This window comes from Chitinophaga sp. W3I9, from assembly GCF_050434025.1.
Lineage (GTDB): Bacteria > Bacteroidota > Bacteroidia > Chitinophagales > Chitinophagaceae > Chitinophaga.
Map to the genome: position 1 here is coordinate 7288329 of NZ_JBNPWC010000001.1, position 26959 is coordinate 7315287.

Annotated in this window: 22 protein-coding genes; 6 read left to right on the forward strand and 16 right to left on the reverse strand. The window is 47.1% G+C overall.

Annotated features, from left to right (window positions below; all coding sequences use genetic code 11):
- Positions 1 to 36: 36 nt before the first annotated feature.
- From QFZ51_RS29525 to QFZ51_RS29555, 7 genes are all read right to left on the reverse strand, one after another.
- Positions 37 to 606 (reverse strand): anthranilate synthase component II, encoded by a 570-nt coding sequence (locus tag QFZ51_RS29525; RefSeq protein ID WP_370912260.1) that lies wholly within the window; start codon positions 604 to 606, stop codon positions 37 to 39.
- Between the two features lies 1 nt (position 607).
- Positions 608 to 2020, reverse strand: a complete 1413-nt coding sequence (locus QFZ51_RS29530) for an anthranilate synthase component I family protein (protein ID WP_429051038.1) — start codon at positions 2018 to 2020, stop codon at positions 608 to 610.
- 488 nt (positions 2021 to 2508) lie between these two features.
- Positions 2509 to 3645, reverse strand: a complete 1137-nt coding sequence (gene hisB, locus QFZ51_RS29535; RefSeq protein ID WP_429051039.1) for a bifunctional histidinol-phosphatase/imidazoleglycerol-phosphate dehydratase HisB — start codon at positions 3643 to 3645, stop codon at positions 2509 to 2511.
- The gene (hisC, locus tag QFZ51_RS29540; RefSeq protein ID WP_429051040.1) at positions 3642 to 4715 is read right to left on the reverse strand and encodes a histidinol-phosphate transaminase; all 1074 of its coding nucleotides are present in this window, start codon (positions 4713 to 4715) and stop codon (positions 3642 to 3644) included. Before hisC ends, hisB begins: the two co-directional genes overlap by 4 nt.
- A 10-nt stretch (positions 4716 to 4725) precedes the next feature.
- Entirely contained in the window at positions 4726 to 6018 is a 1293-nt protein-coding gene (gene hisD, locus QFZ51_RS29545) for a histidinol dehydrogenase (protein WP_429051041.1), read from the reverse strand.
- Positions 6019 to 6033: 15 nt separating this feature from the next.
- Positions 6034 to 6888 carry an ATP phosphoribosyltransferase gene (hisG, locus tag QFZ51_RS29550; protein ID WP_370912255.1) on the reverse strand — a complete coding sequence of 285 codons (855 nt, stop codon included), beginning with the start codon at positions 6886 to 6888 and terminating at the stop codon, positions 6034 to 6036.
- A gap of 285 nt (positions 6889 to 7173) precedes the next feature.
- A complete protein-coding gene (locus QFZ51_RS29555) occupies positions 7174 to 7854 on the reverse strand; it encodes a hypothetical protein (RefSeq protein ID WP_429051043.1) in 681 nt (226 codons plus the stop codon).
- Between the two features lie 380 nt (positions 7855 to 8234).
- On the opposite strand from QFZ51_RS29555, the gene QFZ51_RS29560 reads away from it, so the two are divergent.
- Positions 8235 to 8654, forward strand: a complete 420-nt coding sequence (locus QFZ51_RS29560; protein ID WP_429051045.1) for a LexA family protein — start codon at positions 8235 to 8237, stop codon at positions 8652 to 8654.
- 63 nt (positions 8655 to 8717) lie between these two features.
- Entirely contained in the window at positions 8718 to 9470 is a 753-nt protein-coding gene (locus QFZ51_RS29565) for an SOS response-associated peptidase (protein WP_429051047.1), read from the forward strand.
- Positions 9471 to 9547: 77 nt separating this feature from the next.
- Here the strand turns inward: QFZ51_RS29565 and QFZ51_RS29570 are convergent, their stop codons facing one another.
- Complete coding sequence (locus QFZ51_RS29570) at positions 9548 to 10885, reverse strand: alkaline phosphatase family protein (protein WP_429051048.1); 1338 nt, start codon at positions 10883 to 10885, stop codon at positions 9548 to 9550.
- Between the two features lie 456 nt (positions 10886 to 11341).
- Here QFZ51_RS29570 and QFZ51_RS29575 point away from each other — a divergent pair, with 456 nt between their 5' ends.
- From QFZ51_RS29575 to QFZ51_RS29590, 4 genes are all read left to right on the forward strand, one after another.
- Complete coding sequence (locus tag QFZ51_RS29575; protein WP_429051050.1) at positions 11342 to 11545, forward strand: hypothetical protein; 204 nt, start codon at positions 11342 to 11344, stop codon at positions 11543 to 11545.
- A 36-nt stretch (positions 11546 to 11581) separates the two neighbouring features.
- Positions 11582 to 12055 carry a PRC-barrel domain-containing protein gene (locus QFZ51_RS29580; RefSeq protein ID WP_429051052.1) on the forward strand — a complete coding sequence of 158 codons (474 nt, stop codon included), beginning with the start codon at positions 11582 to 11584 and terminating at the stop codon, positions 12053 to 12055.
- Between the two features lie 120 nt (positions 12056 to 12175).
- Positions 12176 to 13144 (forward strand): hypothetical protein, encoded by a 969-nt coding sequence (locus QFZ51_RS29585; RefSeq protein ID WP_429051054.1) that lies wholly within the window; start codon positions 12176 to 12178, stop codon positions 13142 to 13144.
- 105 nt (positions 13145 to 13249) lie between these two features.
- Positions 13250 to 13519, forward strand: coding sequence for a hypothetical protein (locus QFZ51_RS29590; RefSeq protein WP_429051055.1), 270 nt, complete (start codon positions 13250 to 13252; stop codon positions 13517 to 13519).
- Between the two features lie 52 nt (positions 13520 to 13571).
- Here the strand turns inward: QFZ51_RS29590 and QFZ51_RS29595 are convergent, their stop codons facing one another.
- From QFZ51_RS29595 to QFZ51_RS29630, 8 genes are all read right to left on the reverse strand, one after another.
- Positions 13572 to 14603, reverse strand: a complete 1032-nt coding sequence (locus QFZ51_RS29595; RefSeq protein ID WP_429051057.1) for an isoaspartyl peptidase/L-asparaginase family protein — start codon at positions 14601 to 14603, stop codon at positions 13572 to 13574.
- Positions 14604 to 14626: 23 nt separating this feature from the next.
- Complete coding sequence (locus QFZ51_RS29600; protein ID WP_429051059.1) at positions 14627 to 15604, reverse strand: cyanophycinase; 978 nt, start codon at positions 15602 to 15604, stop codon at positions 14627 to 14629.
- Positions 15605 to 15660: 56 nt separating this feature from the next.
- The gene (locus tag QFZ51_RS29605) at positions 15661 to 17058 is read right to left on the reverse strand and encodes a RagB/SusD family nutrient uptake outer membrane protein (RefSeq protein WP_429051060.1); all 1398 of its coding nucleotides are present in this window, start codon (positions 17056 to 17058) and stop codon (positions 15661 to 15663) included.
- A 12-nt stretch (positions 17059 to 17070) separates the two neighbouring features.
- The gene (locus tag QFZ51_RS29610) at positions 17071 to 20424 is read right to left on the reverse strand and encodes a TonB-dependent receptor (RefSeq protein ID WP_429051061.1); all 3354 of its coding nucleotides are present in this window, start codon (positions 20422 to 20424) and stop codon (positions 17071 to 17073) included.
- Positions 20425 to 20532: 108 nt separating this feature from the next.
- Positions 20533 to 21618, reverse strand: a complete 1086-nt coding sequence (locus QFZ51_RS29615; protein ID WP_429051062.1) for a FecR family protein — start codon at positions 21616 to 21618, stop codon at positions 20533 to 20535.
- A gap of 92 nt (positions 21619 to 21710) precedes the next feature.
- On the reverse strand, positions 21711 to 22262 hold the full coding sequence (locus QFZ51_RS29620) for an RNA polymerase sigma factor (protein ID WP_429051063.1): 552 nt from the start codon (positions 22260 to 22262) through the stop codon (positions 21711 to 21713).
- A gap of 13 nt (positions 22263 to 22275) precedes the next feature.
- Positions 22276 to 25320, reverse strand: a complete 3045-nt coding sequence (locus QFZ51_RS29625; protein ID WP_429051064.1) for a S41 family peptidase — start codon at positions 25318 to 25320, stop codon at positions 22276 to 22278.
- An 83-nt stretch (positions 25321 to 25403) separates the two neighbouring features.
- On the reverse strand, positions 25404 to 26942 hold the full coding sequence (locus QFZ51_RS29630) for a hypothetical protein (protein ID WP_429051066.1): 1539 nt from the start codon (positions 26940 to 26942) through the stop codon (positions 25404 to 25406).
- Positions 26943 to 26959 lie beyond the last annotated feature (17 nt).

Consider the following 26959-nt stretch of genomic DNA (forward strand, 5'->3'; position numbering starts at 1 on the left):
GTGTTCGATAATTTTAAAACGGGTGTCGTGCTGTTATTACAGGCTTAACCAGTTTCTTACAATCTTTTCTCCCTGCGGGGTAAGCACACTTTCCGGGTGGAACTGCACACCACTTACATCGTATTTGTTATGCTGTACAGCCATAATAAAACCATCTTCGTCTTTGGCGGTGATCACCAGTTCCGCAGGCAGGGTAGACTCATCAATTACCCAGGAGTGATAACGGCCGGCCAGTATTTGTCGTGGTAAGCCGTTAAACAGCCGTCCATCTTCCTTAATAATATTTACGTTGGTAGCAACGCCATGGTATACTTCCTTCAGGTTGGTGAGAGAAGCGCCAAACGCCTGTCCGATGGCTTGCTGCCCCAAACACACGCCAAAGATGGATTTGGTGGGCGCATATTCTTTAATCAGCGGCAGCAGTAATCCAGCTTCTTCCGGAATACCGGGGCCGGGCGATAAAATAATTTTATCGTAGTTATTTACTTTCTCCAATGGAATTTCATCATTGCGTACTACGGTTACTTTACCGTTGATGATTTTTTCCACGAGATGAACGAGGTTGTATGTGAAGGAGTCGTAGTTATCGAAAACGAGGATGTTCATACTAAATTTTTTGTGCCAGCAGAATGGCTTGTTTTAACGCATTGAGTTTGTTGTTCACTTCCTCCAGTTCTGAAGAAGCTACTGATTTTGCTACCACACCGGCGCCGGCCTGGTAGTACAGGGTATTCATTTTACTGAGTATGGAGCGGATCATGATGGCATGGTTGAAGTTGCCGTTGAAACCAACAGCGCCGATACAACCGCCGTAGAAGCCACGTGCAGTGGGTTCATACTGATCAATAATTTCCATGGCACGGTATTTTGGTGCGCCGGACAGTGTGCCTGCCGGGAAAGAAGAAGCCAGCAGCGTGAACGGATTCAGCTTCGGATCTACCTTTCCGGTTACTTCGCTTACCAGGTGAATTACATGTGAATAGAAATGCACCTGTCTGTAAGAAGCTACTTCCACTTCTGTGGCGTTTCTGCTGAGATCATTCCTGGCCAGGTCTACCAGCATCACGTGTTCTGCGTTTTCCTTCGGATCTTCCAGCAGTTTATTGGCCAGCAGTTTATCCTGTTCATCATCCCCGGTGCGGCGGAAAGTACCTGCAATGGGGTGAATAGTGGCTTTGCCATCTGTAATCACGATCTGTGCTTCCGGTGAGGAACCCATTAATTTATAATCGCCGTAATCGAAGAAGAAAAGATAAGGAGAGGGGTTGATGGAGCGGAGCGCGCGGTAAACATTGAATTCATCGCCTTTGAAGGATTGTTGGAAAGCTCGGGAAAGTACTACCTGGAAAACGTCTCCGCGGAAGCAGTGTTGTTTGCCCTGTTCTACCATCTGCATATATTCCGCGTCCGTCATATTGCTTTTCTCTTCCCCGGTAGTGGCAAACGGATACCCGGGGGAATCTTTGTGCCGGATAAGCGACTCCAGTAGCTCAAACTCACTATCGATGCCGTCTATCTGGTTTTCACAAAGATAAAGTTCATCTTTAAAGTGATTGATCGCTATTACATATTGATAGTAGCGGTAACGCATCAACGGGATGGTATTACCGGCCTCTTGTTTCTTTTTATTGAATTCAATGGTTTCAAAGAACTGTACGGCATCAAAAGTGGTATACCCGAAGAGGCTCTGTGCCATTGGTACCGGGTGTTTGCCGGAGAAAGAATAGTTGCCGAGAAACTGCTCCATTTCATCCAGCACCTGTTGCTTATTTTTCAGCTCTTTCTTTTCTACGGGCAGGTTGGGATACTTAAATTCGAAGTGCGACGTGGAAGTAACTTCGATACCTGCAATGGGCTTCACACAAATAAAGGAATAACTGTTGTCACTGGCCCTGTAGTCAGTGCTTTCGAGGAGGATAGAACCCGGGAATTTATCGCGCAGCCGCAGATATATTCCCACTGGCGTGAAAATGTCTGCCAGCATCTGTTTGGATCTCGTTTTTACTTGGATGGTACGCATGATGTATTGGGTGAAGTATTTGTTTTTTTTAAAATGGGAAGGGCTGAAAAAGCGGAAGGCCCGCTGTGTAACAGCGGGCCTTCCAAATATATTTCTAAACGAAACATGGCACTGTAACACAGATCAGGAATTGATTCCGTGCCACCACCAATGTTTGTTTGTAATGATATTTTGCATAGCGAGAACAAAAATGAAACATTTTTTTAGAAAATGCAAATTTTTTTTGTGGGGGGCGGTGCCTTCGGCACCTTTTGTCTTTCTGCAGGATTACTGGATTAATCGTGATTGCACTGATTTTCCCACAGTTTGTTGGAGTTATTGTATGGAGATAAAAGCGAAATACGCTTATATCTTCTGCAATCAATTAATCTTATCCGCTCCTATCTCCCCAAAATATATTAAAACAAAAGGCGGGAAAATCAGTGCAATCACGATTAATCCAGTAATCCTGCAGAAAGACAAAAGGCGCCGAAGGCGCCGCCCGTCCGCTACAGTACCCCCTTCGTTGAAGGCAGCTGCATATTAGCCGGATTCCGCTTTACCGCCATTTTAATAGACTTGGCAAAGGTTTTAAAGATGGCTTCTATCTTGTGATGTTCATTTTCGCCTTCTGCCTTAATGTTCAGGTTCGCTTTGGCGCCATCTGAGAAGGATTTGAAGAAATGATAGAACATCTCGGTAGGCATCTCCCCTATTTTTTCCCTCTTAAACTCCGCGTCCCATACCAGCCAGTTACGGCCGCCAAAGTCAATACCCACCTGGGCCAGGCAATCATCCATCGGCAGGCAGAAACCGTATCTTTCGATACCGCGTTTATCGCCTAAGCCTTTGGCAATGGCTTCTCCCAAGGCAATGCCCGTATCTTCTATGGTGTGGTGCTCATCAATATGCAGGTCGCCTTTGGCGGTGATCTTCAGGTCTATAGCGCCATGGCGGGCAATCTGGTCGAGCATATGATCAAAGAAACCCAGCCCTGTATGAATATCCGCTTTACCGGTTCCATCCAGGTTCAGTTCAATATTGATATCTGTTTCATTGGTTTTCCGTACATGCGTTACCGTTCTTAATCCCAGTTTCAGGAACTCATAGATCCGGTTCCAGTCGGTGGTTTCGAGGGCAATCACGGATTGCAGCGCAGCTGCGTTATCGCTGATTTCGGCACTTCCCAAACCAACGCCTTCATTCATCCAGATAGCTTTTGCGCCCAGGTTTTTTGCCAGCTCCACATCGGTGATACGATCGCCGATCACAAAAGAATTGGCCAGGTCGTAGCTGCCATCGAGATATTTGGAGAGCATGCCCGTGCGGGGTTTGCGGGTAGGCGCATTATCGGCGGGAAAAGAGCGGTCAATAAACACCTCATCAAATTTGATCCCTTCGTTTTCAAACGCTTTCATGATCATGTTCTGCGCAGGCCAGAAGGTATCTTCCGGGAAGGAAGCAGTACCTAGTCCGTCCTGGTTGGTAACCATTGCCAGCTCATAGTCCAGCTCAGCGGCGATCCGCGCCATATTCACAAATACTTTGGGATAAAACTCTACTTTGTCCAGGCTATCGATCTGGTAAGTTGGCGGCACTTCCCTGATCAGGGTACCATCACGGTCTATAAAGAGCACTCGTTTCATGCAGATGCAGTTGTGGCTGTTTTCAGGTTAAAAGATTTCAATACTTCCAGCAGTCGCAGGTTTTCGGCCGGCGTGCCAATGGTGATACGCAGGCAGCCCATGCACAGTTCCACTTTGGAACGGTCGCGTACTACAATTCCCTGTTCAATGAGATAATTGTAGATGCCTTTTGCATCGGTGGTTTTCACCAGGATAAAGCTCGCATCACTGGGATAAATGTGCAGTACTTCCGGCAACTGGATCAGCGCCCCGGAAAGCAGGTCGCGTTCTATCACTATTTCACGGATCCATTCATTTACCTGGCTTACATTTTCCAATGCCTGGAGCGCCAGCTCATTGGTGGCCTGGCTGATATTATAGGGTGGCTTCACCTTGTTGAAGGTGTTCACAATATCTTCACTGGCAAAAGCCATCCCGATGCGGAGTCCGGCCAATCCCCATGCCTTCGACAGTGTTTGCATCACCACGAGGTTAGGGTATTCGGTAAGTTCCTGTATAAAAGTTTTCTGACGGGAGAAATTGATATATGCTTCATCTATCACCACAATACCATCAAAATTATTCAACAACAGTTCTATGTCCGAGCGGTTGATAGAATTGCCGGTAGGGTTATTGGGAGAACAGATGAAGATGAGCTTTGTGTTGGCATCTATGGCCTGTTGCAACGCCGGGATGTCCAGCTGAAAATCCTCTGTCAGCGTTACCTTGCGGATAATAGCATCGTTGATGTGCGCGCTTACTTCGTACATGCCATAGGTAGGCGGACAAAGGATCACGTTATCCACACCCGGATTCACAAAAGAGCGGTAAAGCACGTCTATGGCTTCGTCGCTGCCGTGACCAATAAAAATATTTTGCGGCGGCACACCTTTGATATCAGCAATTTTGTACTTGAGCTGCCATTGCATCGGATCGGGATAGCGGTTGTAATTCACCGGCAACGGGGATCCGAAATTATTTTCATTCGCATCCAGGAAGATGGATGCTTCTCCTTTGAATTCATCTCTGGCAGTAGAATAAGGCACCAGTTTTTTTATGTTTTCCCTTACCAGGGTATCGAGATTAAACATATTGCATTAATTAATCTGTTATAAGTGAGCCGGTGTATTCCAGCTGTTTTAATCTTACGGTAACGGCGTTTTTATGCGCATCAAGTCCCTCTGCTGCTGCCATGGCTTCTATGGTACTTCCAATATTCCGCAGCCCATCGGGAGATATCTGCTGAAAAGTAATCTTTTTTACGAAGCTGTCCAGCGACACGCCGCTGTAAGCCCTGGCATAGCCGTTTGTAGGCAGGGTGTGATTGGTGCCGGAGGCGTAATCACCTGCGCTTTCCGGGGTATAATTTCCCATGAAAACAGAACCTGCATCTGTTACTTTATCTGCCAGGTTTTCTGCGCCTTCACAGGCCAGGATGAGGTGTTCCGGCGCATAGGCATTCAGCATGTCAATGGCAGTATCCATATCTTTCACCAGGATCATCTTGCTGTTTTCCAATGCCGCTGTGGCAATGCCTTTGCGGGGCAGTTCGTCCAGCTGGGCATTCAACGCATTGGTTACATTGGTGAGTACCTGCTCACTTGTGGTAACCAATACCACCTGGCTATCGGGGCCGTGTTCCGCCTGCGATAGTAAGTCGGCTGCCACAAAAGCCGGCACACAGCTATCATCCGCCAGCACGGCCACTTCAGAAGGACCAGCCGGCATATCTATGGCCACGCCGCTTTTATTCACCAGCTGTTTTGCACAGGTAACATACTGGTTACCCGGACCGAAGATCTTATATACCTGCGGCACGCTTTCCGTACCATACGCCATTGCGCCAATGGCCTGTACGCCGCCGATGGTAAATACTTTTTCAATGCCTATCAGTTGGGCAGTATACAGGATCGCCGGATGCAGGGAGGGCGTGCAGAGCACTATCTCCTTACAACCTGCTATCATGGCTGGTATGCCGAGCATCAGGATCGTGGAAAACAGTGGCGCGGAACCACCGGGAATATATAAGCCTACCTTTTGTATGGCGACTGATTTGCGCCAGCATTGTACGCCGGGCATGGTGGCTATCACCTGTACCTTTTCCTGCTGTGCGCAGTGAAAGGTAGTAATGTTTTTTGCCGCCTGCTGGATAGCCGCTTTCAGTGCTGGTTCCAGCGTAGTTTCTGCAGCTGCGAAAGCCGCAGATGGCACCTGTAAATTATCCAGCGTTACTTTATCAAATTCAGCTGCAAATTTTCTGATGGCGGCATCGCCGCCGGTGCGTACTTCCTGCAGGATATCATTCACTTTCTTTTCGAGCGTGGAGGTATCCATTACAGGTCTTTGCAGCAGCGTATTCCAGGAACTTTTATCGGGAAATCTGGTTGTTTGCATTGTTTACTCAGTTTATCAGATCACCATTTTTTCGATGGGTACTACCAGGATGCCTTGTGCACCCGCTTCTTTCAAACTTTCGATAATATCCCAGAAATCATTTTCATTCAGTACCGAATGAACGGAGCTCCAGCCGGCTTCAGCCAAAGGCAGTACTGTAGGGCTTTTCATGCCCGGCAGCAAACCAATAATTTCATTCAGTTTATCATTGGGTGCATTGAGCAGGATGTACTTGTTATTTTTTGCTTTCCTTACTGCCTGGATACGGAATAAAAGTTTGTCCAGCAACAACTGTTGTTCCGGCTTCAGGTTGTGGCAGGCTGCCAGCACTGCTTCCGACTTCAGCACCGTTTCCACTTCTTTCAGACCATTCATGAACAGGGTAGATCCGCTGCTCACCAGGTCGCAGATAGCATCTGCCAAACCAATACCTGGCGCTATTTCCACGGAGCCGCTGATTTCATGGATTTCTGCGGTAATACCGTTTTGTTGCAGGAAATCTTCCACTATTACAGGATAGCTGGTAGCAATACGTTTATTTTGCAGGTCTTTCACGGAAGTATAATCCACCGATTTTTCCACCGCCATAGACAAACGGCATTTTCCAAAGCCCAGTTTCTGAACAATGTTTACCTGCTTTTGTTTTTCCAGCACTACATTTTCTCCTACAATTCCTATGTCTGCCACACCATCTTCAATGTATTGCGGAATATCATCATCACGCAGGAAAAACACTTCCAGCGGGAAGTTGGTGGCCTCTGTTTTCAGTTTATTAACACCGTTGTTGATGTCGATGCCGCACTCCTTCAAAAGTTTGATGGAATCGTCGTGCAGGCGGCCGGATTTCTGGATTGCAATTTTCAGTTTCATCCCTGATAAAATAAAAAAAGGGGCTTACCTCTGCGGTAAGCCCCTGTTGATGATGTAATATGGTGATATACACAAATCATCCCCCTGCCTACCCTTGTGGTAAGATATGATGGTGGTGATGTGTATGTTTGTTTGTAATCATAATTTCAGGTGCAAAAATAGGAAGTAAAATGAAATAACAAAGGTTTTTTTTGGAATTAACGGGAAATTTAAATATAAGCGCTTATATATAATCACTGGTATAATAAACCTTTGCCAATATCTCTTTTCAGCATTCCAGCCTGCTTATTTCGCCAGCCTGCTTTGCAGTTCAGGCACTACATTTTCAAACGTACGCAGCAGCCGGTCCCAGTTACGGAATGATTCATCAGAGCTTGCAGATACACCAGGAGGAGCTATTTCACTTACCAGCTTTGCCTTGTAGGTAAGCGGGTCTGTGTTCCCTGTTTTAATGATAAGACGGGTACGGACAGTAGCTGCTTTAAAAGATTTTACTACCCAGGCAGTGCACATGTATCCCGTCGCTTTATCGGTAACCGCAATCACATCAAAATAACCGGTAATGATGCGGTTGATCAGCTTCCAGGAATTTTCTTCATCATGACTGGTCCGTACATCGATATCCTGGTTAGCAAGATTCGTTACCATTGAATTTTCGTACGCATCATCTTTCTCCAGCTTAATATAATCTGTAGAAGGCAATGTATGCTTTCCATCATTGATGTAGTTCCGCTCCTGTGTAATAAAACCTACCTTTTCCACACGGATGTTTACCTGCGCGTATGCTGCTACCTTGATTTCTGTAGAAGTGTTATTGACCAGTTTTCCATCTACATAGATCCGTGCGTCGTTCTCCGTATTAATAACGATCTTTTTGGATTTAACTTTTGCAGCTGCATCGTTGGGTGCAAAGAAGGTGAAGGCTGCCAGGCAGCAGAAAAGGAGTGCTTTCATTTGAATGCCCATAAGAAATAAGGATTATCTGAGGTTTACAATATTTTCACCGCGCAAAATTTAACGGCGCATAAAATTATGTGTGGGACATACAGGGAGTGTAGAAAAAAAATCCGGATGTACTGAATAACAAGTGATTAACATTAATATAAACGGCCAATAAATGATAAATATTGAACTGGATACATTATCTTCTCTTCTGTCAAAAAAAATCTTACTGCGCCTGTTTTAGCAACCAGAATTCATAGCTCACTGATCTCCCGGCACTTACTTCTCCCCTCTCCTGCAGCGGATTTCCATCTTTTGCAAACGATGTGTTAATGGATTTCATAAACTAATAATTTTAGCTTTATTTTGCTAATAATATTAGTATTTACAAAAACGATAGTTATATGCAAGTGTTGAAACTGAGTGACCCGCACATTACCCTGCCATTCTTTAATACCAGTGTCCCTGCAGGGCTTCCTACTCCTGCCCTGGATTATGAAGAAGAGCAGATTGATCTCTCCCGTATCCTGCAGCCAAATCCCTCTACCTCCTTCATTATCAGGGTAAAGGGCGATAGCATGACTGATGCCAGCATTCCCGATGGTTGCATGGCGGTTGTAGACCGCTCTATCCGCCCCTCCACGGGAGATATTGTAGTGGCGGCACTCAATGGGGAATATACCGTAAAACGGCTCGTAAAAGCGGGTCGCAGTTGGGTACTACATCCCGAAAATCCTTTTTATAAACCTATTGTTATCACAGAAGACGCCGACTTCCAGGTATGGGGCGTTGTAACCGCCGTCATTGTAGATATGCGGAAATAGCGCACCGGGACAGATACAGAAATAAAAGTACCTTTATCCGATTATAATACCACGACAGATAATATGTGTTACGATATTGCCTTTACCTCCAGCATAGAGAGCATTTTCAAATACCTGCCGCGACTTAAACCCGGCGGCAAACTGGATATCGACTTCGACCCTACCTGGCACAAGATCGGGATGTCTTATCCGCAATGGCCCGTAGTTACTAACAACAACGGCATCAAACTTGAAAAATACACCTGGGGTCCCATACCTAAAATGCTGGACACCCTGGAAAAAGTAAAACGCCAGCGGCAACTTTTCCTCAACGCCCGCAGCGAAAAAGTACTTGAAAACGGCACCATGTGGAATGCCATCCGGCACCAGCGCTGCCTCGTTCCGGCCAGCGGCTTCTTTGAATACCGGCACATTCCCGGATGGAAAAATAAAGTGGCCTATTATATCAAACCCAAAGAACAGGAACTCTTTTTTATAGCCGGATTGTGGGCAATGTCTAATTCCTGGGATGTAGATAAACCCGCACGTATTCCCGCGTTCACCCTGCTAACCCGTGCCGCTAACCCACTGATGGCACAGATCCATAACGGCGGCGACAACGCCGGCAGAATGCCCATGATGCTTACTCCCGGACTCGCAGAACAATGGCTGCAACCTGAACTAACTGATACGGATATACGATCAATTATACAGTATGAACTGCCCGCAACACAACTGGAATGCTGGCCGGTAAATTCTGTCAGAAAAGCAAAGCCTGATGACGCAGCAGTAATAGCCCCTGCAGCATATGAGCATTTACCTGCCCTGCAGATGTAATATCGCTTCCCAGGCACCACAAAAAAACGGACGCCCCTTTCACAAGGCGTCCGATCAGTATTGCTACGTTTCAATGCTTACTTAGTTACCACGCCCGCAGGCACTTTACCATCAGTATTATCCAATGATAATCCAAGCAGTTGCGCTACCAGCGGTGCCACATCTGTTACATTCATTTCTTTCACACGACCGCCTGCCACTATCCCTGCTCCGGAAGCCACAAAGCCGGTTTGTATCTCTTTAAAATCCGGGAAATAACCATGTGTGCCCCCTTTGGCTGCCATTACCAGTTCCCCGGTGGAGCCACCCCCAATGGTAACGCCATCAGAGGCGGAAATGGCCAAAGCAGCATGCGGATCAGCGCCCACTGCATCCAGCTGTTTGCGGTCAATAATCCGGAACATTTGCTGCTGTGCCGCTGGCAGTGCTTTCAGCAACGCCAGTACTTTCTGCTGTGTAGCTGCATCCTTCGGATCTTTGAGATGCAGGAAGGCCGACCCGCCGGAAGAATGGAACTGCGCTTTCCAATCACCCGTTTTGATATTATTCAGCAAACCATTTTGCGCCAGCAATACATTCGGGGAAAAGCTTTTGCTGATATTCACAAAACCATGATCGCCGGTAACAATGACGGTCGTATTTTCGTATATGCCTGCGCGTTTGAGCGCTTCAATAATAGTACCCAACGCCCTATCTGCTCCCGCTACCGCCTTTCTTACCAGCAGGCCATCCCGCCCCTGTTCATGCTCATAATGATCTGTACAGGCCAGATGCAGCGTGGTAAAAGCAGGCTTATAGGTAGTGATCAGGTAGGCCGACATACGCGCCACATTTTCATCCAGGATCATTTCTTCATCCTCCATCGTGAAATCCTTTTCACCCAGCTTACCCGTGGCATATTCCTGTACTTCCTGCCATAACGACCCAGGATTGGTGACGGTAGCCATCAGCTCCCGCCTGTCTTTTTTTCCAATAGACCATACATCCGGTATATTGTAATCGATCGGTGCGCCCACAGATACCGGCCAGATTACATTAGCCGATTTTTTCCCGGCTTTATGCACCGCATCAAACAGCGTAGGCGTTTTGATGCTGTCGTAATAAAAGTACCAGATGCCGCTGGCGCCATTAGGCTCAAAAGGTGTATTATAATAAATACCATGCCGCGCCGGTGTTACACCGGTGATCAGCGACGTGTGATTGGGATAGGTAACGGTAGGGAATACACTGTTTACTTCGTCTGCATAAGCGCCGCTGTCTTTCATGGCCCGCAGGTTTACCATACCCCAGGAAGCGTCTGTATAAAACTCTGGCCGGAAGCCATCAATGGTAATCAGCACCACATGCGAGGCGCGCTGTGCATAGGAAGTGAATCCTATCATCAGCAACAATGCTATACCGGTAATCTTCTTCATACAATATATTTTTTCAACGCCGGTTTCAATACCAGCCATACCAGCCAATATAAGGCTTCAAAGGTAAAGGGCCAAGTCCGCAGCGTACCAGAATGTAAAAACGGAAGCCCTCCGGGATCAGCTCAACGCCTCTTTCGCGGCGTATCTCCGGCAATACAGCGTGTATTACGCTTTCGTTAACATTCGGGAAACGGGACAAAGACCGCATCTCTGTACTCGTAGCAGTGAGTATATACAGCGGACTATAATTCCGCAATACGTAGGAAAAAGACCCCTAACAAAAAAATGGCTGAACTCCCCGGAATCAGTACCTAAATCCCCTTATAACAAGCCATAGACAAGGAAAATAGCGCTCCTCACATTTTTTCTGTGCATTGGTATAATGATTGCCGAATAGTGAATGAACCTTCCGGACAAAACTCATCCGGGATATTTATCTACCTTAACCATACAACTATGGCACACTTAGAAGTTCAACCCAGGAAAAGAAACCCGGCGTGGCTATGGCTGATCTTAGGACTTATCATCATCGCTGCGATCCTGTTTTTTCTGATGCGCAGCAGTAATAACCATCAACGGGACGTAATTACCACTACTGATACTGTTAGTACTACCGGCAACGCTGCACCCGCGGCAGATACTCCCGGCGCACAACCGTAAAGGTTTTCACCTATTCTTTATCCAAAAAATATTACTATGTCTATCACTGAAACCAATCGTCTTGAAGAATTAAGCGGCAGCAGATTTGAGATTGTAGACGGACAGCCCGATATCAGGAACTGGGGGGTGGAAGATCTGCAAGGCAATAGATTCGGAAAAGTAGATGACCTGCTGTTCAATCCCGCTTCACGCAGGGTACGCTATCTCGTTATCAACCTTAAGGGGAACCGGGTAGGACTCACCGAACGGAAAGTACTGTTTCCTATAGGTGTAGCCATCCTGCATGAAAAAGATGATACCGTATTGCTGCCGGAAATAACTCCTTTACAGATCAGCATCCTTCCTTTTTATGAAAAAGGTGTGATCGTTACCCCCGAAACAGAACGGGATATCCGGAATGTGTTTGTGTCGCCGGATTCAACTATCGCTGATAACGACTTTTACAACCACGACCAGTTTGACCAGGATAGATTTTATGGAACAAGGGCGCCCCGGGATAACCGCGTATAATACTTGCCTAAATAATCGTCCGTTGATGTTAGCCTGCAAAAGAGAAAGCCTCCGGTCGGAGGCTTTCTCTTTTGCAGGCTAACACTAAATATGTTTTATTTGTACCACAAATTGCTCCGGATGAAATATGCTTTGCTGTGTGGCCTCGTGTTACTCTCTTTTATTGCCAACGGCCAGAACCTTGTGAACTACCGCGATACGGCGAACCACTTCTCCGTAGGAATTCCCGACGGATGGCAGATAATAAAAAACAAACAGATCCTTTCCCTGAAATTCATGGCGCAGCGGGCCGACAGTGCCTTGGTAGCGCCGGAAAATTTTACGGTCAACGTTGTAGATGAACCCCGTTCCAATGTGGATGCCGTTGCAAAAAAGCTCCTGTACTATATCGGCCGCAATCCTTATTTCAAATTACTGGATTCCGGCAGTATTGTCAGCTCCGGCAAACGGATGATCTGGCTGGATGAAATCCACCTGGAGGGAAGCAGAACCGATACCATATTCGCCAGCATCTTCATTGCGTATTCCAACAATAAAACCTACCTGTTGACTGCCACCACCCTTTTGCCATTTTCAGCCGGTTTTAAACCTTTATTTCATGAAATTGGCAATTCCTTCAAAACAGGCAAAGCGGCGGGAAAGGAACGCCTTAAAATAGCGCTGCCGGCCAATGTAAAATGGGCAACGATCACCGATACTGAAGTGGACAATCTCGCTACCCGTCAGTTCCTGCCTGCCAATGAAACGGCGCAGCAATGGACCCTGCTGATCAACAATATGACCATGGAAAATGCACGGGTCGATAACATTGATCTCGCTGTAAAAAGTTTCTCGGAAGCCGCTGTGAGTAAAGCATCACAGGCAAAGGTGACATTGCTTGGAAAAGAAAATATTCCCCAGCGGCGCTGGGCACTGTTTAAAGTGGAAACACCCGGCGCCGGAAGTCCGGAATCGCAGCTGTATTATGTGATACAGGGCCCCAGATCCTTTCATGCCATTTTCATTGCCCAAAAAACAGAAACTTTGTCGGCCGCCTTCGTAAGCAAATGGAGCGCCGTTTTCAGAAAAAGTAAAGTGGTGAATGAATAACCCATTAACTGTGTATTTATTTACGCAGCCCTCCGCAACAGCAGCCTGTAAATCAAGCTGTTTTTAGTGGTGCGATGTTTGGACTTTCCCTGGAAAACTTGCTTTATGACCACACAACCTAAAACACCCGGACCACTGCTCAACGACGATCTTCAACCAGACGATGTTTTTAGTCAAAAACAACAACCCGTGCCGCAGAGAGGCAACCAGGATGAACAATCCCGGCGGGGCGACGACAACTCTGATGAATTACTCGACGAAGAAGATGACGACGTGGAAATAGATGAGCTGCTGGAGGAAGAAGATATTACGGATGAGGATGTATCAGAAAACAGCCTGGAAGAAGATGATGCGCCAAAAAGGCCGCTGGAGTAAAACAATACGAACGGATACGGGTACTACGCCCCGCATCCGTTCGTTATAATGTTTACTTGTAAATCGAAATTTCAATTTTGCCGTCTTTGGTAACGGCGCCCCGGTACATGCCTTCCGTGTTAAAAGACATGGTCATGTTTCCTTTTTTATCCAGGGCAATCAAACCGCCATCGCCACCCATATCCCCTACTTTTTTGATCACCGTATTACCCGCCTGCTGTACAGAAAGTCCTTTATACGCCATGAGGGCAGACAAATCATAAGCCACCACATTACGGATGTAAAACTCACCCCAGCCGGTACAGGATATGGCAGCAGTTTCATTGTTCGCATAGGTACCCGCACCAATGATAGGCGAATCACCAATGCGGCCATATTTTTTGTTGGTCATACCGCCGGTAGAAGTTGCTGCCGCCAGGTTGCCCTGCCGGTCCAACGCTACCGCCCCAACCGTTCCGAATTTATAATCCCGGTTTTTTATACCCAGCTTGCCCGGGTTCGTATAGGCGTTCGATTTAGCCGCAGCAATAGAATCCTCCCTGATGGCACTCTGCAGGTCCCTCCAGCGCGATTCCGTTCTGAAATACGAGGGGTCCACTATTTCCAGTCCTGCTTCCTTTGCAAACTTTTCTGCACCCGGCCCTACCATCATCACATGCTCCGACTTTTCCATCACCGCCCTTGCAGCGCTCACCGGGTTGCGCACGGTGGTAACACCGGCTACCGCACCCGCTGCCCTGGTTTTACCATTCATAATGGCGGCATCCAGCTCGTTGCGCCCTTCGTGGGTAAACACAGCACCTTTGCCCGCATTAAAAAGTGAATCGTCTTCCAACACCCTTACAGTCGCTTCTACCGCATCCAGGCTGCTTCCGCCCGACTGCAGGATCTTATAGCCCGTTTCCAGTGCTTTTTGTAAAGATGCCTTGTATGCGGCTTCCTTTTCAGGGGTCATATTCTTTTTAAGAATAGTACCCGCACCACCATGGATCACCAGCACATAAGATGATGCCTTCTGTTGCGCCATTACAGACAAAACAAAAAGTACCATCAGAAAAAATAAAATACCAAACCTGCCTTTCATATCAAATTTTATTACGGAAATAATCAGATTGCTTTTTTCTTCAGCTGTCCCTTTTCCACCCACCACCAATACCAGGCGCCGCCACTGGCCGTTGCGGCATCAAAGTCAGCTACACGGAAACTGCCGTTGCCGGAAGCGCTGGCAGGGATTTCATATACCTTCAATGCCTGCCCGCCATGGTTCCATTGCAGTGGTTGCCCCGGTTCACAAAGTTCCGGTTTTTTAAGACTGTCAGACATAATGAAATAAGCCTTGCTCACGCCAAAAACTTTGGCCACTCCTGCTTCATCAATACATACCGCCGTTTTTTCATCGGGCGCAATGCCTTTTGGAAAAACGCCCTGGTCTTTAATGATCCGGCTCATAAAAGTAACATGCCTGCCTTCGCGGCCACGTTTCAGGTAATGTTGGTCACTGATTACGTCACGAAGATAAGGCGCATGCAGGAAATCGTTGTTATACACTTTTACCAGCGAATCATATGGATTGACCAACACCGAATCAGACACCGCACTGCCTCCCTCGCCGCTGTAATAAAACCCGGTCAGGATAGCACAACCCGCGCTGGTGCCGCCCACCGGCACTTTCTTTTCCTGCAGTAAATAATTGATCGCATCATTTACTTTGGTACCTCTCCATTGCAGCATGTAGCGCGACTGATCACCACCGGCAATAAACAACATTTCTGCATTACGGATAATATTGGCCACGGTATCATTATTGGCCAGTTCCCTGTTGGTAATATTCAGCGTTTCTACTGAGTTCACTTTCCCCAGGGAGTCGATGTCATGGTTATAGCCGCCATTGCCGGAGGCGGTAAGCACTACTACATCACCGCCACCGCTGCGTTCAATCATCCATTGGAAAGCGCCGTCCACATTCCCGCCACCACCAATCAACGCTACTCCTCCTTTTACCGGCGTGGTTACATCTGCCGTATCACCAATGATCCCGATGGAAGCCGGCCGGCCGGCAATAGTCAGCGGTTTGGGCATACGCATATAACAGGCATTTAAACATATAGCCGTTATGGTTAGTACAGTTATTATTCTTTTCATCAGTAGCCGGGATTTTGTTTCATGTTTTTATTAGCTTTCGTTTCTGCATCAGGAATAGGAAATACATATCCCTTCTGACCAGGTTTCAGCAACACAGCACCCAGTGCGTTGATAGCGTCTTCCGGGTTGCGGGTTACAGACAGTCCCCTTCTTCTCAGGTCGAAGAGACGATGCCCTTCAAAGGCCAGCTCTTTGAATCGTTCGGTGTATAAAGCGGTGATCAATGCATCTTTATTACTGAAAGACTGCGGCGTGTAACCATTGATACGCGCAGCGCGCAGGTCGTTCAGGTCAGCGGCGCCATCCGCCACCCGGTTACTTTCCGCCAATGCTTCTGCACGGATCAGGTACATTTCTCCCGTTCTGAAAAGTTTAATATCTGCCAGGCCCATGCTGCCGGAAGATCCAAAATATTTATTCACCAGGTATTCAGAGTTGCCATCGCCACGGGTATCGTCAAACTGTATATAAGCAGGATAACGCACATCGTTATTTTTATCGAACAGGTTAATCAGTTCAAAAGAAGGCACATATAACGCTACATCCCTGTCGAAATAAGCACTGCCGATCAACTCATCATCACTACCTGCTACCTGTTTCAGCTTCCAGATAACTTCAGATTGCTTGGTGTCTTTCCAGATGCCGGGAAAATCACTGGCGGAGGCCAGCGGCAGCGCATCAATAGCTTCTGTAGCATAGGTGATGGCATCGGTCCATTTTTTGGCGTATAAAGCTACTCTCGCCTGGATAGCAGAAATGGCAGGAACCGTAATCCTCGTGTTATCATCTGCTTCAGCTGGGATCAGTGTTTTAGCCAGCTGTAAATCTCTTTCTATTCCAGCTACTACTTCTCCAAAAGTATTCCGGGCAGGAAAACTGTTAACGGAAGTATCCATATAAGGTACTCCCATCGCTGCCGGCTCATATGCCACTGCATAACTCTGCAATAGCTGGAAATGACAATAAGCACGTATCGCCAGCGCCTCTCCGCGGTACTGATCTTTCAAAACTATCTCATCACCTTTGGCAGTAACATTGCCCATAGCGCCCAATACGCGGTTAGCACGGTCAATGGCAATATAATACTCCCCAAAAGAAGCAGTAATAGTGGTATTGCTGGGATCTATCTGCCAGCGGTAAGTGGCTACACCGCCGCCAGTACCGTTCTCACTGGGCAACGTACATTCATCGGTCACCAATGATACGCCGTAGATGGTGTTATAAGTAAGACCAGCGTATGCGCCAAGCAGGCCGCCATTCAGATCACTGACAGTCCGGAAGGTTCTTCCCGGATCTATAATGCTGTCGGTAGGAGAAAGGTCCAGTTGCTTATTACAGGCAAGTGTACACAACGACAACAGGAGTGCAAAAGTATATTTGATATAACGGATCGTCATGAGCTTAATGATTTAAAAATTAACGTTCAGGCCAAAAGTGTAGGTTCGTGCGCTGGGGTAATCAAACCTGCCATCACCATAATTATTCTCCGGATCAAAACTCTTCCAGCTGGTCCAGGTGTACAGGTTCTGAGCCTGCGCAAATACCTGGATGCCCTGCACAAATTTCAGGTGGGTCATGATTTCTTTCGGGAAATTATAGCCGATGTTTACGTTCCTTAAACGCAGGTAAGAGGCATCCTGGATATCTTTGGAAGAAAATCCCCTGCTGGCATCAAACTTAGGCAGGATGGCATTATCACCGGGTTTCTTCCAACGGTCATACAGCATACGTACCGATTGATTACTGCTGGCAAAACTTGGATTCTCGTTGTAATAATCTTCGTTGAGATACCGCATGGTTTTATCTGCAAATGTAAACAGCGCATTCAGGTAAAAACCTTTCCAGCTAACTGCCGTATTAAATCCACCGGTGAAAGGAGGAATATAAGTGCCGAATTCGGCTACGCTCAAAGCCGTTTCATTATAATCGCTTGTTTTATTACCTGACCTGTCATAGTACAAAGGATCGCCTGTTTGCGGATCCACACCGGCCCATTTAGGCGCATAGTGAGATCCGTAAGGCAAGCCCACTCTTACAATCTGTGTAGTACCCTGCGTAAATTCACCAGAGACGCCCAGATCGGTGATCACATTTTTATTATAGGCAAAGTTCACACCTACCGACCAGGTGAGATCTTTTCCCTTCACAATATCTCCCTGGAGGTCCATTTCTATTCCCCTGTTGCGCATAGCGCCGGAATTGAGGAACATGGTGGAAAATCCTGACGTAATAGATAACGGCTGTTCTATAAAGAGGTTATTGGTTACTTTATTATATACATCTGTTACCAGGCGGATGCGGTTATTCATTACACCCAGGTCAAAACCGATGTTAAATTCTTTGGCGTACTCCCAGTCGTAGTTCGGATTACCCGGCTGGTTAGGCACAATCGCCGGGTTACCGCCATACTGGTCGGTTCCATAAGTCCGGAAATAAGCAAAGGGGCCGAGATTGGAAAATGGATTGGCAGAAGTACCATAGCTGGCCCGGAAGCGCAGGTTATCTACAAAGCTCACATCTTTCAGGAAATTCTCTTTCTTTACTTCCCATCCAACACCCAGGGAGTAGAACCCATGCCAGCGGTTGTCCGGTGGCACGGTAGAAGCGCCATCATACCGGTAACTCGCATTCAGGGTATATTTTTCATTGAAAGTATACCGGCCTACACCAATGTAAGAAGCCAGCGCACTTTTGGTGCGACCTCCGCCCAGCAAGGCGCTGTAGGGCGAACCGGGTGTAATGGCGGCAGGAGTGGCAGGTAACCTGTCGTCCAGGTCATAACCTGTATAATCAAATGCGCGGTAATTATTCCTGGTAAACTCAAAATAACCGGATACTTCGAAATCATGTTTGCCGGTAACTTTTGAATACGTTAACCCCGAAGTGCTCACCAGCGTAACGTTCCTGGTAACGCCTTCTCCAAAACTACCTCTTCCGCCGTTATCCACTTTATAGCCGGAATAAGAATCCGGGTTCACATAACGCTCTGTGGTAGTTTCCCTAAAGTCAATGCCCAGCCTGGTTTTCGCCACCAATCCTTTGGCCAGGATGTAATTCAGTGACGTACCGATAATGCTTTTCAGCTGGTTATCTTTACTGCTGGTATTTAATAACGCTTCCAGTGCATTACTGCCTTCCCGCAGATCATATACCGGGTACACATCATCGTTATAATTGGTGACCAGTGTGCCATCCGGTGCATAAGGATATTCATAAGGCAGGGCGTAGTATACCGCTGCCAACGGGTTGCTGCCGCTGCTGGAGGCTTCTCTTTCTATAAAGGAAGACTCAGAATAGGCCAGTCCTACGTTGATATTGGCGGTTAATTTACCCGCATTGAAATCCAGGTTATTTTTAAAGCTGTAGCGTTTCAATTCAGAGCGTTTGGCAATACCCTGCTGATCGTAATAATTCACAGAACTATAAAACCGCACATTTTCATTACCGCCGCTTACACTCAGCTGTTGTTCCTGGAATTTACCTGTCTGAAGGAAAATTTTTCTCCAGTCGGTATTAACACCTCTTAAGCTATCAATGATATGATCTGCCTCTTGTTGTTCCTGTGGTGTTTTATTGAGGTAGTCAGGATTTTTATTGGAGAACTCCCAACCCGGTCCCAGGTTAGCGCCGGTTTCCAGGCCAATCTCTTCTTCAAACTGCAGGTGCTGCACGGAGTTCATCATCTGGAACTTGGGGGTGGTCATATTGGAAAAACCATACTGCGATTTATACGACACCGCTATTCTTCCGGCCTGTCCTTTTTTTGTAGTGATCACAATTACGCCGTTGGAACCGCGTGATCCGTATAATGCTTTAGCAGAAGCGTCTTTCAATACGGTAACAGAAGCGATGTCTGAAGGGTTGATGCCCTGGAACTGCCCTGCCTCAATGGGAATACCATCCATTACATATAAAACGGAGGAGCTGCCATTGATGGTACCAACGCCCCGTACGGTAATCGTTGCAGCGGTACCTGGTTGGCCGGAGCCGGCAGATACCACCATTCCCGGAACCCGTCCCTGTAATATCTGGTCGAAGGTAGCCATCGGTACCTGCGTAATCTTATCAGCGCCTACTACGCCGGCGGCTGCGGTAGATTTATCCCTGGTATAATTCGTATACCCGGTAACCGTTACGGCATTCAGCGTTTTGATGTCTTCTGTTAGTACCACATTGATTTCACGTCTGTTGCCAATAGTTACCTGCTGGCTGAGATACCCTACCAGTGAGAACTGGAGCGTGGTGGCATTGTCCGGGGCGATGAGCGTATAAGCGCCATCTTCATTGGTAAGCGTACCGGCGGTGGTGCCGGAGGCACGAACGGTAACTCCCGGTAAAGGCAGGTTATCTATTCCCCTCACCGTTCCCCTGATCGTAATATCTACGGCAGATGTACTTTCTGTGCCTGCATATACTACCACCAGCCCATCTTCTTTCAGTGTATATGCCAGGTTGGTACCGGCAAATGCCTGTGAAAGCACCGCATCCAGTGTGGCTTCTTTTGCTGCTACCGTCACCTTTTTGTTTTCAGGCAGTGTTTTATCATGGAACACAAAGCGGTAGGCCGTTTGATGCTCCAGTGCTTTCAGCAATTGTTTGATACTTGTTTCTTTTACCTGCAGGGTAATGGTCTCCTGCGCGAAACAAATAGCCTGCACCTGAAGGCAGGTCAAAAAAAGAAGAACAGTTAATTTCATAGTAAGCAGCAATTTGCCGGTGGGAACAGGTTTCCCCTTCCATTCCAGGAATACAAGTTTTAACATACCTTTGATGTTGGTTTAGTTAATGATCATTCAGGACATTTTCTAGCCTAATTCCGGGGGAAGTGTTCCAGCACTTCCCCTTTCTTTATTTGGTTGATGTATAATTATTTATTTACTGATGATAATCTGACCGTTTACCATTTTAAAACTGAATGGATAAGATAACTGCAGGGCATCCAATGCTTTCAGGATCGTTTCACTTTCAAAGGTGCCGGAATACCGGTAATGCTTTACTTCTTCATCCGCAAAGGTGACCTTGATGCCATACCATTTTTCCAGCTTGCCCGCTATCACTTCCAGCGGCTCATTTTCAATTTCCAGCCGGTTTCTTACCCAGGCTATTTCCCTGGCTTTATGATTTACCGGATCTGCGTCCAGTGGCATTACTTTAAAAGGATTGACCGGCGCCGGCAGCCCGGCAACATTCATCGTTAGCTTCTGGTTTGGTTGTAATATGATCTTTTCTTCGGGCTTATTGGCCAGCGTAACCTCCACCTTGCCTTTAAACAAAGCGGTTTCCGACTGATGGCTGCCGGCATAGGCACTTACGTTAAAAACGGTACCTAATACCTTAATATCAAAAGCGGCAGTATGTACAATGAAAGGATACTGCGCATGCTGCGTTACATCAAAAAAAGCCTCCCCTGTAAGGGTTAGCTTCCTGTTGGCCTCATTAAATCCCTCCGCCAGTTCCACGGTACTGTTCTTCCGTAAAATAATGGAAGAGCCATCCGGCAGCACCACGGTTTTACGGGGATCGTTGCCGGCATTGATAACAACCATGCTTGTTTTGGGTGAGGTGATATCAGTAACGGTGTTGGTACGGCTGAACAGGTAAATGGCGCCGGCCAGTAGCAGGATGCCCCCCAATGCGGCAGCATATTTAAATAACGGACCGGTTTTCCTGGCGGGAGCAGGTGTATTTTGCCCCAACGGCTCTTCCAGGGCCGAATGGAGCAGATCATACTGTAAAATACCATCTTTCAGGTGTTTCAACTGCTCCAGGCGGTTACCCTGCCGGGCCGACAATACCTCAATCATATACCGGGCCTCCTGTACAACAGCCTTCTTTTCAGGATGGCGGGTTATCCAGCTCTCCCAAAATAATATATCGCTGTCATTCTCTTCCAGGCAATAGCGCTGGAAAGATTCATCACATGCAAAGTCGGCGGCTTCGAAATCCTGGAAATTCATGTAGATAATGCCTTTGACTATACAGACGGCAAAATCAATCGTTTTTCCTAAAGGTTTTATAAATTTTTTTTCGGGAGATGGGAAAGCCGGGCTTATTTCAGCATTTTCCTTAATGCTTTGATGGCATCATAAATAGTATTGTAAGCCGTTTTCACCGTTTGTGAAGTTTGTGCAGCAATCTGTTCGTACGACAATCCTTCAAAAAACTTAAGCCGTATCAGCTCTGTCTGTCGCGGAGTGAGCGCTTTCAGCGCCTGCTGCAGCCGCTGCTTTAATTCTTCGTCCTGTTGTACCTGGATAATAATTTCTTCATAAGATAATTCGCGCTCCGCTTCCTTATCAGTCATCCGGTGAATAGCTGCATGGATCTTCGACTGGTACGCCAACTGATCCAGTAGCTGTCTTTTCAGCGCGGTAAATAAATAGGCCGGCACGTTGGTTACCGGGCGCAGACTTTGATGCCGGGTCCACAGCTGCAAAAATAATTGTGTGATACAGTCCTTTACCAGTTCATCGCTGCCGCAGGTTTTCAATCCAAACCTCAGCAGATGTGAATAGGTATTATTATACAGTGCAAACAACGCCTGCTTATCGCCGTTTCTCAGGCGTTCCCAATGAATATTATTGTCTTCTTCATAAGACATAAAATGCAGGTCGTTATAATGTTGATGGAGCAGTTTCCTTCATCAATTCCCTGATGGCTGCTTCCAGTTGCTGATCTCTTCCCTTAATTATTTCTTCAGGCGCATTCCTTACACGTATATCCGGTTCCGTTTGATGATTTTCCAGGTAATAGCCCTCCCGGCTTTTTACACCCAGTGAAGGCACGCTCCAATGGAGGTTACCATCGGGCAATGTTTCCCCGGTCATGAAGGTACAACTGCCAGGCACTGGCATCCCTATCAGCTTACCCATATGGAGATACTGATAATCGAACACAAAACAGCTGCCATCGCTATAGTTGGCTTCGTTGGCAATCACCACCGACGGCTTTGTCCAGCGGAAGCCAGGCTCTATGCTTTCCACCTGCTCGTCTGTTGTATTTTTCCTGATCTCCGTGCCGCTCAGCATCATGCCCAGGTCTGAAGCCAGATCGCCTCCCCGGTTAAAACGGGTATCCACTACAATACCTTTACAGCCGGCGTACCTGCCCATTATTTCGCTGTAGGCATTGCGGTAGGCGGCGTCGTTCATCCGGTATAAATGTACATATCCCAATTGTCCGTTGCTGAGGCGTGTTACTTCGTCCCTGTTACGTTTTACCCATCTTTTATACAGGAGGTCGTTTTCTGCTTCCGGCGTAACCGGCGTCACCACTATATCCCGTCGCTGGCCACCATCATCAATACGCAGCCGGGTATTTTTACCTGCCCGGTGATTAAGGTATTGCGAAAGATCTTTATCTGCCGTAATCTCCTCACCATCTACGGCCGTAATAAACATGCCCGGCTTCAGATTAAATGCGTCCTGATCCAGCGGGCCACCAGGAAGTATTTCACTTATTTTCACACCGTCGCCACTGTAAGATACATCGTAACAAATACCCAGGGAAGCTGTTTCTTCCTTTTCTTTCACCACATAGCTACCCATTGCGCCACTATGACTTACATTCAGCTCACCCAGCATTTCACTCACCATTTCTGCCAGTTCAAAGTTGTTGGCAATATGCGGCAGGAACTTTTCATAATTCCGGCCATACGCTTCCCAGTCGGCGCCGTGATAACCAGCGGTATAAAACGCTTCCTTTGTTCTTCGCCAGATATGGGAAAACATCGCCTTCCTCTCTGCTGCCAGGTCTATTTTCATGGAACCCTTAATGGTAATGCTATGCCGCGTTTGCCCCGTAGTATCCAATTGCAGGATGCGGGCGTCTGCCAGCAGGAAAAGTTGTTGTTGTGCAGCGTCCCATTGCAGCGAGCAATCTTCTGCCTTCACCGACAAAGGCATCGTGGACGTTTTGGTGGGAATATCTGTTATCCACAACTGGTAAGCCGCTCCGGCTTTTACCAGGTAATATAATTTGTTGCCGCTTTTATTGAGTAATACATCTGCCAGCATAGCGGCTGAAGGCGTCAGTTTTGTAATCTGTTCTGCATCTTTAAAGCTGCCGCCGGAAAACGGTAACGCATATACGTCCTGTTGCCGGCTGCTGCTCGTGGAAAAACCCCGGAGTCCGTTCCGGTCGCTTTTCCAGATCATCATCTTTCCGTCCGTTGCCCATTGTGGCGCCTCATCGGAAAAGCCGCTTTGCGTAATATTTTGTACACTACCACTACCATCGGCTGCTACCAGGCCCACTTCCTGGTTGCCGGCGCCCGGCTGGTTGTATTGAAGCAGGAGATACCGGGCATCAGGACTCCAGCGGAAATACTGATCATGATCCCTGCGACTGAACAACGACGCAATGCGGCGACTTTTTCCCGAAGCGATGTTATATATTTTTAACGTTACCCTGTTTTCGATATAAGCTACTTCTTTTCCATCTGGTGAATATAAAGGCTGATAGTTTTCCTGGTTGTTGGCCAGCAACACGGTTTCCTTTCCATGCAGCAGATCCATTTCACAAAGCCGCCAGCCATGGCTGCTTTCACTGGCATACAACAGTTTGGTACCATCCGGTGAAAAGCTCAGGTCTGCTTCTTCCCCGGGAGTATGCGTCCATTGCCGGATAACGCCGTGTTCCATGCCGGCGGAAAATACATCTCCCCTGAAAATAAACGCGATGTCCTTACCGGACGGTGAAACCACCCCGTATTTAATATGATCCGCTACCGGCACTACGGTTGTATTTTCCGTAACCCGGCTGGTAAGATGTATGTTTACTTTTTTGGGCGCAGTGCCCGGCGCCTGTAAATAAATATCTCCGTTAAAACCGAAGCACAGTGTCCCATTGCGGGATGCACTCAAAAAACGGACGGGGAATTGCTTAAATGCTGTCAGTTGTTCTGATGCGCCGGGACGACCGGGCCACAAACGGTGCACATTAAAACTGCCGCTCTCCTCACTCAAATAACTAATGGATTTCCCTTTATCGGTAAATACCGGGGATCTGTCTTCCCCGCGAAAATCTGTCAGTTGCTTATACGTATCGTTTTGCGTGTCATACAGCCATATATCCCTCGCCGCAGCAGATACCTGGTGCTTTCTCCAGGGATTCTCCCGGTTCTTCTTATCGTGATAAACAATGAATGGACCTTTCAGCTTTGCATCTTCTGCAGGAACGGCTAGTAACTGCATCACCCGTCCACCGTTTACGGATACACGATATAGCTCGGGCTGCGCATCTGAAGGAAACTGCCGGTTGTTTACTGCATCCATTCTCAAGCCGCCAAAAATCACCTGCTGATCATCTTCACTGAAATCATAGGGATACTCATCTGCCGAATGAAAGGTGAGTTGTTTTTCAGTTCCTCCTTTTGCGGGTACCAGGAAAATATCGGCATTACCATAACGGTCAGATGCAAAAGAAATACTGCTGCTATTATGGCTCCATACAGGCATCCACTCTTCCGCAGAGTTAGCCGTTAACTGTACAGCAGCACCACCCCTGGCAGCAACGGTGTATAAATCGCCATTATAAGTAAATACAATTGTTTTTCCATCAGGAGAAAGAGAAGGATAGCGCAACCAGCAGGGAGAACTTTGGGCAAAAATATATTCCCCCCAAAACAAGATGAGTAAAATAATGATCAGTCTTTTCATTCGCAGTGCATGAATGCAGTTTGTAACAGCCCGGATAAAGATACAAATATATAATTCATATTTTCCGGGTACTCTACATCCTGCTAAATGCCCAGCATCACCCGCTCTTCCTCCGCTTCGGCTTCTGCCTGCGACACATGTGGCGCATCGGTTATTTCTGTGAGCAGCAGGGTATACCCCAGCAACAACACGATCAGCAATACCTGGTACCGCAATACAATAGGCGCGGCAAAAACGCTGAATGCAAAATTCAGCCCGATGAAAGCCCAGCACAACAACAGCGCAATATTAAATTTATGGCTGGTTTTCCGGGTACCTTTTTTAATAAGATAGCGGATCGTTTCTTCTATAAACAACAAATGACAAATCACGATCAAAGAAGGGAACAGCGACATCAGCGTGCTTTGCCAGTTATTATATTTACCTTCCGGCTTAGGCTTGTCCCCATCTTTAAAAAAAGTGGCTACCTCTTTATTCACCAGGTTAATAACAGGCCGGTTATATCCGCCTAACACTTCCAGTTCCGGCAACAAATAAAGCTTTGCATTGCCCAGCAAATAATAGCGGGCAAAATCCCAGGGGTACTTCCGGATCATATAATTGCCGTAATCACTGCATAAAGGCGCCACGCCACACCAGCCCGCATATACATCTTTACCCTGATGCTCCAACCCATAATCTCTCAGCAATCCTTTCTGCGGCCCGTTCATGTCCCACATAAAATACGATCCGTCTGACACCACTATTTTCCTCGGCAGCTTCTTCAGCGCCATCATGTAGTGATATACCGCCTTATGTGTTTTGGCAAACTGTGGCGGCACGCCCGCAGAATCCAGCGGCACATACTGCATCATATACATCGCGTTATTCATGATCTGCCAGCCGCTGAAAGCAGAAAATATTTTCACCCCGGAATGCTCTGCTGTTTTCTGACGGGTAAACAGTACAAACGAAACGATCAGCATTACCGGCAACAAAACAGCTACCACTTTCTGCCACGGCCGGTAAGCAGATAATAAAATCGGGATCAGCGCCACCAACGGGTAAAACATGGCATTATAGCGCACCGTAAACGCATAGCCCAGCAATAGCCCGTGAAATACCAGCAACAACGTAGTTGGCTTATGCAGGATCCACAGCAACAAAGTAATCCAGGTAAGTCCGAGCGAAAGGAACAGCGCATCTGAAATAAAATAATTACTCAGGAAAGGGAACAAGGGATTAATAAGCAGGAAAGCATAAAAGCCATACCTGAAATAGCTCTGTGGATTAAAAATATAACATACACTGAAATAGAAGAAAAACGCACTGGTTTCCAGCAATACAAACTGCACCACGGTGAGCATCGTTTCTGAGCGGGAAAACTGGTGAAACAACCACAGGAATTTGGAATATCCTATAGGCCAGAGATTATAATTCCTGTTCTGCAGGGCCGTTTCCATATAAGAACCGGTATCTGATGTAAAATCTATGTACGGGAAAAAATGTTTGAATACCACCATCTTGATCACCGCAACAATAATAGCAGCTGCCAGGAGCAGGCCATTACGCCGGCTGGCAAATACAAAGGCGCCGAAACCGGGAGCAGGGGCAACAAGGGACCGGGGAGATAGTAATAACATAGCCTGTTTTGAGGGAT